Origin of the sequence: Amycolatopsis sp. NPDC089917, from assembly GCF_040684635.1 — a bacterium.
In the GTDB taxonomy this organism is placed as follows: domain Bacteria; phylum Actinomycetota; class Actinomycetes; order Mycobacteriales; family Pseudonocardiaceae; genus Amycolatopsis.
The window spans coordinates 86504-98925 of record NZ_JBFBGL010000032.1 but is presented as its reverse complement, the minus strand read 5'-3'; the positions used below and the strand labels follow the sequence as shown (position 1 = coordinate 98925).

The following is a 12422-nucleotide window of genomic DNA, read 5'->3' as shown; positions in this document are numbered from 1 at the left end:
AACCCCACGAGGCAGGGTTTCAATACATAAGCTCTACTGGCTTAGTTCACTAGCACACTGTTGAGTTCTCAAGCAACACACCCCGAATCGCACCACACTCACGCGGCCTTATCCGAAGCAGTCATTTCTTGGCTTTGTCCGGAGCACACCCTAGCACCTGCTCGAAACTGCCGTTTCAGCGGGGGTAGAGTTACCTCTCCGGTTCGGGACCACCCACTCTACCACCGTCCGGTGGGAGCTTGGTTCGTGTTCCCGGCGGCCGCTCGGTTTCCCTGGCGACGAAGAGAACATTACACGGCTCGAAACCGGCGTTTACAGGGGGGTCCCTTTTTTCGCGCCAGCGCTCTGACCTGCGTTGATCTAGCTCTCGGCCGCCGGCTCCCCTGGAACCGGCTCCCCGTGGGTAGCGACCACTGTCAGGACGACGAGGGCGGCGGCGAGCCCGGCGGTGATGTGGATGGGCGCCGGCGTGAACGAAGCGGCGAGCACGAGCACCGCGGTCGTCGGGAAGCCGATCGCGATCGGACGGCATTCGTTGCTCGGCCCGATGTGCATCAGCCAGACGCTCAGCAGATAGATCGCGACGGGCACGGTCGTGGCCATGGCGGCGGGCAGCGAGGCGACGTGGCCGGTGTGGGTGTCGTAGTCGACCGCGACTTCGAGACCGGCGCCGAGGGCGGCCGCCGAGGCGAAGATCAGGTAGTGCCCGTAGCCCCAGCTCGCGACGGTGAACAGGTTCTTCGCCTTCTCGAGCCGGACGTGGCCCGGCTGGTCGAAGTACAGCCACCACAGGGAGAAGACCAGCACGAGCCCCGCGGCGGCGAGTGAGATCAGGCTGCCGGTGTGCTCGCCCTTGTCCAGCCCTTCCTTGACCGCGGTGGTCGCGCCGAGGATGGATTCGCCCAGCACGATGATCGTGAACAGGCCGTAGCGCTCGGCGATGTGGTGTGGGTGCCAGCCGGTCCAGCGCTTGCGTTCGGCGATCACCGGGACCGCGAGCTCGGCCACCAGGAGCAGGAAGAACGACGGCAGCGCCAGCGATTCCGGCAGGCCGAGCCGGACGACCCAAAGGATCTGGACGATCGTGATGCCGACGGCGTATCGCAACGCGGCGGGCTGGCACCGCGGATCGGTCCGCGCGGCGCGCAGCCACTGCACGACCATCGCCAACCGCATCAGGACGTAGCCGCCGACCATGATCTCGAAGTGACCTTCGAAGGCCGAGGAGACACCGGCGGCGACGGTCAGCCCGCCTGCGATCTGCACCAGCGTCACCACGCGGTACAGCACGTCATCGGTGTCGAACGACGACGCGAACCAGCTGAAGTTCAGCCAGCCCCACCAGATCGCGAAGAACACCATCCCGAAACTGAGCACCCCGTGCCCGATGTGGTTCTCGGCGATCGCGTGGTGCAGACCGGCGGCGGCCTGCGCGACGGCGACCACGAAACACAGGTCGAACAACAGCTCCAACGGCGTCGCGACCCGGTGTCCTTCACCGGAATCGCGCATCGTCATCGGCCGGTACCAGACCCGCAGCCGATTCCGCCGGTCGGAAGTCTCCGCCATCTCCGCTCCTCGCACTCTCGGACTCGCGAAGATCTTCTCAGCCGGAAGCGGTTCACACACGCGGAGAAACGCGCAGCGGGTGGGTCCGGGCCGGGTGCACCTCCCCAGGCGACCCCGCACGGACCCACCCGCGCGAATGCCTCACCGGGACTCGGCTCGCCAGTGGTGTGAGCCGGCTGCCGCCGAACGGTCCCCCGCGGACGCCGACGGCTGTCCACCGGCCCGTGACCGTGGGTGTCCATCCCTGAGAACTCCGGACTCACCACGATCGCTTCGCCGATCGATCCATCCCCGATCGATCGACAGAAATACCACTGTCGGTAGCCATGACACAGCAGTGAAGGCTCCGTAAGGTCTACCCGGTTGCTCTGAGTAGCACCAGAGGATGACTACCTCAGTCACTCGGATGGAGCATCGGGTCTTGCCGAACGTAGTCATCGGTACGCACGGATGACTCAGCCGCGTTGACTGTCGGCGGCAGCACGGGCGACTTCCTCCCCGTCAGTGAGCGAACGCCGTTTCCGGCGCGCCCGGAGCTCGATCACGGCGAGTAAAAGCGCCGAAGTCGTCAAGCCGGCGGCGCACAGCATCGCCGCGGTCAGCGCGGACGAGTAACCGCCGTTCGCGCCCAGCACCGCGTGGAAGACCGAGGCCAGTACGACCGTGCCGATCGCGGTGCCGATCCGTTGTCCGGTCTGCAGCGCTCCCCCGGCCACTCCCGCCATCGATGTCGGGACGCATTCCAGGGTCAGCGTGGTGTTGGGCGAGATGACCATGCCGCCACCGACGCCGGCGACGAGCAACGGCACCGCGAACCACCAGCCCGCCGCGGCACCCGGGTCCTGCCCGGCGAGAACGGCGACCGTGACCATCCCGGTGATCACCATGACCAGCCCGGTGACGGTGAGCTTGCGGCCCCACTTCGGCACCAGCCGTCCCGCGATCGCCGCCGAGACCGCCGAACCGAGAGCGAAGGAGGTGACGGCGAGCCCTGATTGAAGCGGCGTGTAGCCGAGCCCCTGCTGGAAGAAGATCGCGAAGACCAGCCACATCCCGGTGAATCCGCTGAAGTACAGCGCGCCGACGGCGGCACCGGTGGCATAGCCGGGGGTGCCGGTGAACAGTCGCGTGTCCAGCAGCGGCGGGCGGCCGCGCCGCACCATCGAACGTTCCCAGCGCACGAACGCGAAGCCGAAGACCACCGCGACGACGAACAGCCACCACAGATCGCCGAGTCCGCCCTGTTCGGATTCGATCAACGGGAGGAGGACGCCGAGCACGGCGACACCCAGCAGCATGATGCCGACGACGTCGATCTCGCCCCGCAGGCTTCTCGGCGATCTCTCGTCCTTCGGGAGCCACCTCAAGGCCAGGGCGAACGCCAGGATCCCGATGGGCACGTTCACGTAGAAGACCCAGCGCCAGCCTTCCGGGTCGCCGAAGACGGCGAGGATCACCCCGCCGAGCACCGGTCCGACGGCGGTCGAGATCCCGACGGTGGCGCCGAACATGCCGAACGCGCGGCCTCGTTCCGCGCCGCGGAACAGATCCTGGATCATCCCGCTGTTCTGGGGCGTCATCATTCCCGACGCGAAACCTTGCAGGAGCCGCGCGATGATCAGCGTCGTCTCGTCCGGCGCCGCGCCGGCGAACGCGCTGGTCAGCACGAACGCGGCGAGCGCGACCAGGAACATGCGGCGGCGGCCGAGCGCGTCACCGAGCCGGCCGCCGGACACCAGCACCAGCCCGAAGGCCAGTGCGTAACCCGAAACGACCCACTGGATCGCGCCGCTCGACGCGCCGAGGTCCTTCTGGATCGAGGGCAGCGCCGTGTTGACGATGCTGACGTCGAGCAGGCCCATGAACCCGGCGGCGAGGGAGACGGCGAGCGCCTTCCAGCGCCGGGGGTCGGGTTCGTAGGTGCTCATCAGGTGCTGGCGGCGATCCCGGGGATGCCCTTGAGCTCACCGATCAGCATCGACGTCACCTTGACCGGATAGTCGTAGAGCGCGAAGACCGTCTGGTTCTTGCCGACCAGCTTGAGGTGCACCGGGGTCTCGCCCTTGTGCGCGAGCAGCGTCTGCTTCAGTTCGCTGACCACCGACTGGTCGATCTTCTCCGCGGCGGCCAGCAGGACCAGCGGGAGGTCCTCGTCACCGTTGCCGACCTCGGACAGGTCGAGCGGCACGAGCCCGCCGCCGAAGATGGACATCTTGTCCTCGCGCCAGTTCACCCGGCCCTTGACCAGGACCGCGTTGTCCTCGATGAGGTCGGCGGAGAACATGGCGTAGGACTTCGGGAAGTACAGGACCTCGAGCGAGGCGTCCATGTCCTCGATGGTGCAGATCGCCCAGGGCTCGCCCTTCTTGTTGACCCGGCGCTCCAGCGAGGTGATCAGCCCGGAGACGATCAGCTCACCTTCCTTCGGCGGGTCGGCGAGGATCGCGGCGATCGGGCGCGGCGCGTGTTTGCGCAGGATGCGTTCGGCGCCGTCCAGCGGGTGCGCCGAGACGTAGAGGCCGAGCATCTCCCGCTCGTAGGCGAGGAGCTGTTTGCGCGGGTACTCCTCTTCACCGAACTTCAGATGCGCGAGCGGTGACGAAGACGCCGTGGCTTCCGCGTCGTCCTCCCCGCCGAAACCGAAGAGGTCGAACTGGCCCATCGCCTCCTGGCGCTTGAGCGGGACCACGGCTTCGACCGCGTCCTCGTGCACCTGGATCATCGAAAGCCGCGAGTTGCCGAGCGAGTCGAACCCGCCCGCCTTGATCAGCGATTCGATGACCCGCTTGTTGCAGGCCACCAGTTCGGACTTGTCGAGGAAGTCGGTGAAGGAGGAGTACTTCCCCTTCTCCGCGCGGGTCTTGATGATCGACTCGACGACGTTCGCGCCCACGTTGCGGACGGCACCCATGCCGAAGCGGATGTCGTCCCCGACGGCCGCGAACCTCAGCGCCGACTCGTTGACGTCCGGCGGGAGTACCTTGATCCCGAGGCGGCGGCATTCCGAGAGGTAGACCGCCGACTTGTCCTTGTTGTCACCGACCGACGTGAGCAGCGCGGCCATGTACTCCGGCGTGAAGTTCGCCTTGAGGTACGCGGTCCAGTAGGAGATCAGGCCGTACGCGGCGGCGTGGCTCTTGTTGAACGCGTAGCCGGCGAACGGGAGGATCGTGTCCCACAGCGCCTTCACCGCTTCCGGCGAGAACCCGCCTTCGATCAGCGGGCTGGCCTTCATCCCGGCCTCGAAGCCCTCGTACTCGAGATCGAGGACTTCCTTCTTCTTCTTACCCATGGCCCGGCGGAGCACGTCCGCGCGGCCCATCGTGTACCCGGCCACTTTCTGGCCGATGTGCATGATCTGCTCCTGATAGACGATCAGGCCGTAGGTGTCGGCCAGGATCTCCTTCAGGGGCTCCTCGAGCTGCGGGTGGATCGGCTTGACCTTCTGCCGATTGTTCTTCCGGTCGGCGTAGTCGTTGTGCGCGTTCATTCCCATCGGACCGGGGCGGTACAGCGCGCCCACGGCCACGATGTCGTCGAACACGGTCGGCTGCATGCGGCGCAGCAGGTCACGCATGGGCCCGCCGTCCAGCTGGAACACGCCGAGCGTGTCTCCCCTGGCGAGCAGCTTGTACGTCTCCGGGTCTTCGACGCCGAGGGTGTCGAGGTCGATGTCGACCCCGCGGTTGGCCTTGATGTTGTCGATCGCGTCACCGATGACGGTGAGGTTCCGCAGGCCCAGGAAGTCCATCTTCAGCAGGCCGATGTTCTCGCACGACGGGTAGTCCCAGCCGGTGATGATCGAGCCGTCGTCGCGCTGCCACAGCGGGATGGCGTCGGTCAGCGGGTCGCAGGACATGATGACCGCGCAGGCGTGGACGCCGGCGTTGCGGATCAGCCCTTCGAGACCGCGGGCGGTCTCGAAGATCGTCTTGCACTCTTCGTCGGTCTCGACGAGCGCCCGGACCTCGGCGGCCTCGCCGTAGCGCTCGTGCTTCGAGTCGACGATGCCCGAGAGCGGGATGTCCTTCGCCATGATCGGCGGCGGCAGCGCCTTCGAGATCCGGTCCGCGATCGCGTACCCGGGCTGGCCGAAGTGGACCCGCGCGGAGTCCTTGATGGCCGCCTTGGTCTTAATGGTGCCGAAGGTGATGACCTGCGCGACCTTGTCGACGCCGTACTTGTCGGTGGCGTAGCGGATCATCTCGCCGCGACGGCGGTCGTCGAAGTCGATGTCGATATCGGGCATCGAGACGCGCTCGGGGTTCAGGAACCGCTCGAACAGCAGCTTCTGCGGGATCGGGTCCAGGTTGGTGATACCGAGGACGTACGCGACCAGCGAACCGGCGGCGGAACCACGGCCGGGGCCGACGCGGATGCCGACCTTGCGGGCGTAGTTGATGAGGTCGGCGACGATGAGGAAGTAGGCGGGGAAGCCCTTCCCGATGATGACGTCGAGCTCGATCTCGATGCGCTCGTTGTAGTACTCGTCCGGGACGCCTTCCGGGTACCGCCACTTGAGGCCGCGCGCGACCTCTTCCCGCAGCCAGGTGCCCTGGTCGTAGCCGTCGGGGACCTCGAAGAACGGCAGCCGGTCCTTGTGTGTGTAGACGTCCTTGTAGGACTCGACGCGCTCGGCGATCAGCAGCGTCGAGTCGGCGGCGCCGGGGACCTCCTTGTCCCAGTACTCCCGCATGTCGGCGGCCGACTTCAGGTAGTAGCCGTCACCGTCGAACTTGAACCGGTTCGGGTCGTTCAGCGTCTTGCCCGCCTGCACGCACAGCAGCGCGGAGTGGGTGTCGGCCTGGTCCTTGGTGACGTAGTGCGAGTCGTTGGTGGCCAGCGGCCTGAGGTCGAGCAGCTTGCCGATCTCGAGCAGGCCCTCACGGACCGACCGCTCGATCGGCAGTCCGTGGTCCATCAGTTCGAGGAAGAAGTTTTCGCCGCCGAAGATGTCCTTGTAGTCCGACGCGGCCTGGATCGCTTCGGTGCGCTGCCCCAGCCGCAGCCGGGTCTGGACCTCGCCGGACGGGCAGCCGGTGGTCGCGATGATGCCCTGGTGGTTCTCCGCGATCAGCTCGCGGTCCATCCGGGGCTTGCGGTAGTAGCCCTGCATGCTCGCGAGCGAGGAGAGCTTGAACAGGTTGCGCAGGCCGGTGGAGTTCTCGGCGAGCATCGTCATGTGGGTGTACGAACCGCTACCCGAGACGTCACCGCCCTCACCGAACTCGTCCGAGCCACGCTGGTTGGCCTGCCCCCAGAAGACCGGCTTCTTGTGGAAGCGGCTCTCCGGCGCGATATAGGCCTCGATGCCGATGATCGGCTTGAGGTCGTGTTTGACCGCCTGCTGGTAGAACTCGTCCGCGCCGTACATGTTCCCGTGGTCGGTCATGCCGACCGCGGGCATGCCCAGGCGCGCCGCCTCCTTGAACAAGGGGGCGATCTTCGCCGCACCGTCGAGCATCGAGTACTCGGTGTGCACATGCAGGTGGACGAAGGAATCGTTCGACACCAGCGAAAACCTCCCCTAGGCAGACGGATCCCTGGCTGCTTGACGCGGGCCGGTCCTCCCACCCTATGCGCCGGAGGATCTCGGCGCCCGGGCGGGCTCGCACCCCGGCGAGGCCAGTCTCTACCTCCGACCGGCCGTCGCCAAGCACCGACGCGGCGCGGGTTCGCGATGATCCCGATTACCCCCGAACGGGGTGCCGGGTCAGCCCAGCCGGGCCAGCCGCTCGTCGACCACCTCCTTGTCGAACCACTCCGGATCGAACCCGTGGCCGCCGAGCTCTTCGAGCAGCTCCTCGTTCTCTTCGTTCTCCGGATCGCGCAGCGCGTACAGCAACATCTCGTAGCTGCTCTGGTCTTCGCATTCCGCCGGGGGCGCCGCGCGTTCGCCGTCGAGGCACCTCGGCGCCGGGGGAAGGGCGACCGGCCGCTCGACGCGGATCCAGTGCCTCCAGCGCTCCGACTCGTAGACGAGCCGGTGGCCGGGAGAGGTGACGACCTGGCCGAGTGTCACCTCGTCGTCCAGGCGGTCGCCCTCCCCGCCCTGGATGTCGGCGCCGAAGCCGCCGTACGAGGTCTCGAACCGGTGATACTCCCGTTCGTCGCGGTCGAACGCGGCCGCGAGGATCCGGTGCAATCCGGCGAGGGTGACGTCGGAGCGGACTTCGAGCCGTCGCCAGATCGCGTCGTCCGGCTCGGCAAGGGCGACCGTCAACCGGAGCCCGGTGGCCGGTGCGGGCGGGGGCAGGACGAGCGGCAGCGGATCGGCCGAGGGCAACCGGGGCAACGGTTCGTACTCGGGGAGACCGAGCCATCGGCGCAGCTGGGCCGCACGCGAGGGCAGATCGGACTCCGGTCTGCCTCCCAGCTCGAAGAGTCTGGGTACCTTTTCCCGGAGCCAGGCGCCTTTGTCCGCCGTGGCGATCAGGGCCGTTTCGACCTGGCTCCGGAACTCCTCGGGGGTCAGTGGTGCCTCGGTGACCTCGAAGCCCGCGCGAAGAACCGCGAGGGCGTCCTCGGGAACGGGGTGGAGTTCGATCACGTCGACCTCGCGATCGTTGACCACGACCTCGACGCCCACCGAGCGTTTGCCGGCGGTCAGCGTGGCGGCCAGGACCACCAGGTCCTGATCCGCCTGGCCTTGGACGACGCAGTCCGACAGCTCGACAGGTCCGTGGAACAGCTTCGGCCAGCGATCCACCCTGGTCACGTCCAAGGGCGGACGCGTCCGGCCGGAGCGCTGGTGCTTGGGTCTTTTGGCGGGCTTGCGGCCGCGGCTGACGGGGGACACACGATCAGTATCGCCAGCGGTACCGACAGTTTCGGCGCCGTGAGCAGCCATGATCGAAAAATGCTTGCCGACCTGGGCGCGGATGGGCAGACTTGCCAGCCGCCAAGGCCACCGAACCGCCCGGAGAGTTGATGATCGACCTGCAGGCCATGAACGAACGCGTGATCGCGGAGTTCCGCGCGAACGGCCGCCACGGCGACGGTCTCCCGACGTTGCTGCTCACCACCACCGGCGCCCGCACCGGACGGCGGCACGTGACGCCGATGCTGTTCCTGGCCGACGACGACCGCTACATCGTGTTCGCCGCGAACGGGGGCGCTCCCGCGCATCCGGACTGGTACCGCAACCTGGTCGCGGAGCCGTCCGTCGACGTCGAAGCGGACGGAGAGGCCTTCACCGCTCACGCGATCGAAGTCACCGGAGCCGCTCGGGACCGTCTGTTCGCGAAGCAGGCGAAGACGTTCCCTCGGCTGGCCGAGCACCAGTCGAAGACCAGCAGGCCGTTCCCGGTGATCGCGCTCAAGCGGGTATGACGTTCGGTGGCGCTTTGGCTGCGGTCGATCCCAGGTCCGGTCCGGGTCGCCACGTCCGCCCCAGACGCACCAGCCGTCACAGCGGACTCGGGTAAAGGTCACCTCCCCAAGTACATGAAGGACCCCTTCACGGCGCTAGGCGCTGTGAAGGGGTCCTTCATGTACTTCAAGCGGGCGGGGTGACGGCACCACCCGGACCGACGACGTTGTGACGCTGGCCACCTCGGCGCGGGAATCCGGTGTCAGCACGGAACTCCGCGTCTACGAAGGCGCCCAGCACCGGTTCGAATTCTCGGGCCAGTACCCCGTCGACGCGGACCTCGCAGCGTGGATCGGCGACCTCGGCTGAACGCTTGACAAAGCGATGGGCCGACCGCACGATCTCGTCTCATGAACCTGTCTGACAGCCAGACAGCCGGACACGGTGGTCCACGACGCGTCAGCGCGATGGAGGCCGTTCTGGCCCATCTCCGCGGCGCCATCGAGCGCGGCGAGTACCCCGTCGGCCAGAAGCTGCCGTCGGAATCCGCGCTCGGCAAGGAGTTCGAGGTCAGCCGTTCGGTCGTGCGCGAAGCGTTGCGCGGACTGCAGGCGCTCGGGCTCACCGTGTCCAAAACGGGCAAAGGCACCTTCGTGACCGCGACCGGGCCGGTCGAGAACCCCACCTTCGGGACCTATTCGGCCCGCGACCTGTTCGAGGTCCGGCGTCACGTCGAGATCCCCGTCGCCGGCTACGCGGCCGTGCGCCGCAGCACCGACGACCTCGACCTGCTCGGTCACCTCGTCGAGCGCATGGACCTCGAAACCGACAACACCGCGTGGGTGGCGCTGGACTCGCTGTTCCACATCACCATCGCCCAGGCCTCGGGCAACCCGGTGTTCGGCAAGGTCATCGAAGAGATCCGGGACGCGCTCGCCCGCCAGTCCTCTTTTCTCAACCAATTGGGGGACCGTCGCACCCGCTCGAACACCGAGCACCGTGAGATCGTCACCGCCATCGCCGCCGGTTCCGAGGCGGACGCCATCGCGGCGATGACCTCCCATCTCGAGCACGTCGAGAACGCGCTGACCACCATCGTGCGGCCAAGCCACACGACGCACCAGAACAAGGACGACTGACACCGTGACCGAACAGACCCTCAGCGCGGACGGCAAATCCGCGCCGGTGCCGGCCGACGCCGGTGACGCCGGCTACGACAAAGCGCTGAAACCCCGCCACGTCAACATGATCGCGATCGGCGGCGCCATCGGCACCGGCCTGTTCCTCGGCGCGGGCGGACGGCTCGCACAGGCCGGCCCGGCCCTGGCGATCGTGTACGCGGTTTGCGGCCTTTTCGCGTTCTTCGTGGTGCGCTCGCTCGGCGAACTCATCCTGTACCGCCCCTCTTCCGGCGCCTTCGTTTCCTACGCCCGGGAATTCATGGGCGAGAAGGGCGCGTTCGTCGCGGGCTGGATGCACTTCCTGAACTGGTCGACGACCGGGATCGCGGACATCACCGCGATCGCGCTGTACGCGCATTTCTGGTCGTTCTTCACGCCGATCCCGCAGTGGGTGCTGGCGCTGATCGCGCTCGCGGTGGTGCTGGCGCTGAACATGGTGTCGGTGAAACTGTTCGGCGAGATGGAGTTCTGGTTCGCCATCATCAAGGTCGCCGCGCTGGTGACCTTCATGGGGATCGGGATCTTCCTGCTGGTCACCCAGCAGCCGATCGACGGTCAGGTCCCGGGCTTCTCGCTGCTGTCCGACCACGGCGGCATCTTCCCCGCGGGCGTGCTCCCGATGGTGCTGATCATCCAGGGCGTCGTGTTCGCCTACGCCTCGGTGGAACTGGTCGGCGTCGCCGCCGGCGAGACCGAGAACCCGCGCAAGATCATGCCGAAGGCGATCAACTCGATCATGTGGCGGATCGGGATCTTCTACGTCGGCTCGGTGGTCCTGCTGGCGATGCTGATGCCGTGGAGCTCCTACTCGAAGAGCGAGAGCCCGTTCGTCACCGTGCTCTCGCACGTCGGGGTGCCGCAGGCGGGCAACGTGATGAACCTGGTGGTGCTGACGGCGGCGCTGTCCAGCCTGAACTCGGGTCTCTACTCGACCGGACGCATCCTGCGGTCCATGTCGCTGGCCGGGTCCGCGCCGAAGTTCACCGGCGTGATGAACAAGAACCACGTGCCCTACGGCGGGATCCTGCTCACCTCCGCGGTCTGCGTGGTCGGTGTCGGCCTGAACGCCGTCGTGCCGAGCCAGGCCTTCGAGATCGTGCTGAACTTCGCCGCCATCGGCATCCTCGGTACCTGGGCGATCATCGTGCTTTCGCATCTGCTGTTCGTGCGCAAGGCCAAACTCGGCGAGGTCGAACGCCCGTCGTACCGTCTGCCGTTCTCGCCCTACACCGAGATCGCGACACTGATCTTCCTCGCCGCGGTCATCGTACTGATGGGCTTCGACGAGACCGGCCGGATCACCCTGTACTGCCTGCCCGTGATCGGGCTCGCGCTGGTGGCGGGCTGGTTCGGGGTCCGCAAGCGGATCAACATGGACGTCTTCGAAAAGACGAAGCTGTGACCCCCGAGATCCGCGTGCCCGCCCACGAACCGCTGGTGCACCTCCTCCGCGACGGAATGGTCGAGGGGGTGCACCACGGTTCGGCCGTGGTGCTCGCCCCGGACGGCCGGGTGCTGTTCTCCACCGGTGACATCGAGGCGGCGTTCTACCCGCGTTCGGCGGCGAAACCGTTGCAGGCCACGGCGATGGCGCGGCTCGGCGTCGAGCTGAGCGCCGCCGGGTTCGCCGTCGGCGCGGCCAGCCACTCGGGCGAGGAGATCCATCTCGCCGAGGTGCTCAAGACCCTTGAGAGCGCCGGGCTCACCGAGGAAGACCTGCGGACGCCGGAAGACCTGCCGTTCGACCCCGTCGAGCGTGACGCCTGGATCGCCTCGGGGCGGCCCGCTTCGAGGTTGGCGCACAACTGTTCCGGCAAGCACGCGGCGATGCTCGCGACCTGCCGCCTGCACGGCTGGTCCACGAAGGACTATCTGGACCCGGGACACCCGCTGCAGCGCGCTGTCGCGGAGTGCGTCGAAGATCTGACCGGGCAGCGGATCCCGAAGGTCGCCGTCGACGGCTGTGGCGCTCCCCTGTTCGCGGTCTCGCTGCGCGGGCTCGCCAGGGCGATCGGCAAGATCGCCGCCGCTTCCGCCGGAAGCCCGGAAAGCCTTGTCGCCGAAGGGATCCGGAAGCATCCGGAGCTGGTCGCCGGCACCCGTCGCGACGTCACCGCGCTCATGTGCGCGGTGCCCGGCCTGATCGCCAAGGACGGTTTCGAAGCCGTCCAGGTCGCGGCCCTGCCGGACGGCACGGCGATCGCGATCAAGATCGCCGACGGTGGCGACCGCGCACGGAAGCCGGTGCTCGCCGCCGCGCTCGCGCTGTGCGGCGTCGAGCAGGACGCACTGGAACCGACCCCCGGTCTGCGCGTGACAGGCGCGCTGGCCGAACACCACCTCGCCGCCTGAGGAGCCTT

9 protein-coding genes are annotated in these 12422 nt (G+C 67.4%); 5 read left to right on the top strand and 4 right to left on the bottom strand.

What is annotated here, in order from left to right:
* Window positions 1–360: 360 nt before the first annotated feature.
* The 4 genes from AB0N89_RS23585 to AB0N89_RS23570 form a co-directional block, all read right to left on the bottom strand.
* On the bottom strand, window positions 361–1569 hold the full coding sequence (locus tag AB0N89_RS23585) for a low temperature requirement protein A (RefSeq protein WP_364207766.1): 1209 nt from the start codon (window positions 1567–1569) through the stop codon (window positions 361–363).
* A gap of 455 nt (window positions 1570–2024) precedes the next feature.
* On the bottom strand, window positions 2025–3497 hold the full coding sequence (locus AB0N89_RS23580; protein WP_364207764.1) for an MFS transporter: 1473 nt from the start codon (window positions 3495–3497) through the stop codon (window positions 2025–2027).
* Window positions 3497–7081 (bottom strand): DNA polymerase III subunit alpha, encoded by a 3585-nt coding sequence (dnaE, locus tag AB0N89_RS23575; RefSeq protein WP_364207762.1) that lies wholly within the window; start codon window positions 7079–7081, stop codon window positions 3497–3499. The genes AB0N89_RS23580 and dnaE overlap by 1 nt, the downstream gene beginning before the upstream one ends.
* 201 nt (window positions 7082–7282) lie before the next feature.
* Window positions 7283–8368, bottom strand: coding sequence for a plasmid pRiA4b ORF-3 family protein (locus AB0N89_RS23570; protein ID WP_364207760.1), 1086 nt, complete (start codon window positions 8366–8368; stop codon window positions 7283–7285).
* A gap of 131 nt (window positions 8369–8499) precedes the next feature.
* Between AB0N89_RS23570 and AB0N89_RS23565 the strand changes: the two genes are divergently transcribed.
* The 5 genes from AB0N89_RS23565 (at window position 8500) to AB0N89_RS23545 (ending at window position 12414) form a co-directional block, all read left to right on the top strand.
* The gene (locus AB0N89_RS23565; protein WP_364207758.1) at window positions 8500–8901 is read left to right on the top strand and encodes a nitroreductase/quinone reductase family protein; all 402 of its coding nucleotides are present in this window, start codon (window positions 8500–8502) and stop codon (window positions 8899–8901) included.
* Between the two features lie 208 nt (window positions 8902–9109).
* Window positions 9110–9250 carry a hypothetical protein gene (locus AB0N89_RS23560; RefSeq protein WP_364207756.1) on the top strand — a complete coding sequence of 47 codons (141 nt, stop codon included), beginning with the start codon at window positions 9110–9112 and terminating at the stop codon, window positions 9248–9250.
* A 98-nt stretch (window positions 9251–9348) separates the two neighbouring features.
* Entirely contained in the window at window positions 9349–10020 is a 672-nt protein-coding gene (locus tag AB0N89_RS23555) for a FadR/GntR family transcriptional regulator (RefSeq protein ID WP_364207774.1), read from the top strand.
* 4 nt (window positions 10021–10024) lie between these two features.
* Window positions 10025–11464 carry an amino acid permease gene (locus tag AB0N89_RS23550; protein ID WP_364207754.1) on the top strand — a complete coding sequence of 480 codons (1440 nt, stop codon included), beginning with the start codon at window positions 10025–10027 and terminating at the stop codon, window positions 11462–11464.
* A complete protein-coding gene (locus AB0N89_RS23545; protein WP_364207752.1) occupies window positions 11461–12414 on the top strand; it encodes an asparaginase in 954 nt (317 codons plus the stop codon). Before AB0N89_RS23550 ends, AB0N89_RS23545 begins: the two co-directional genes overlap by 4 nt.
* The last annotated feature ends 8 nt before the right edge of the window (window positions 12415–12422 follow it).

Excerpts from the sequence above, each read along its gene's own strand:
- AB0N89_RS23585 (WP_364207766.1), bottom strand. The coding sequence starts at position 1,569 with ATGGCGGAGACTTCCGACCGGCGGAATCGGCTGCGGGTCTGGTACCGG.
- AB0N89_RS23555 (WP_364207774.1), top strand. The coding sequence starts at position 9,349 with ATGGAGGCCGTTCTGGCCCATCTCCGCGGCGCCATCGAGCGCGGCGAG.
- AB0N89_RS23580 (WP_364207764.1), bottom strand. The coding sequence starts at position 3,497 with ATGAGCACCTACGAACCCGACCCCCGGCGCTGGAAGGCGCTCGCCGTC.
- AB0N89_RS23565 (WP_364207758.1), top strand. The coding sequence starts at position 8,500 with ATGATCGACCTGCAGGCCATGAACGAACGCGTGATCGCGGAGTTCCGC.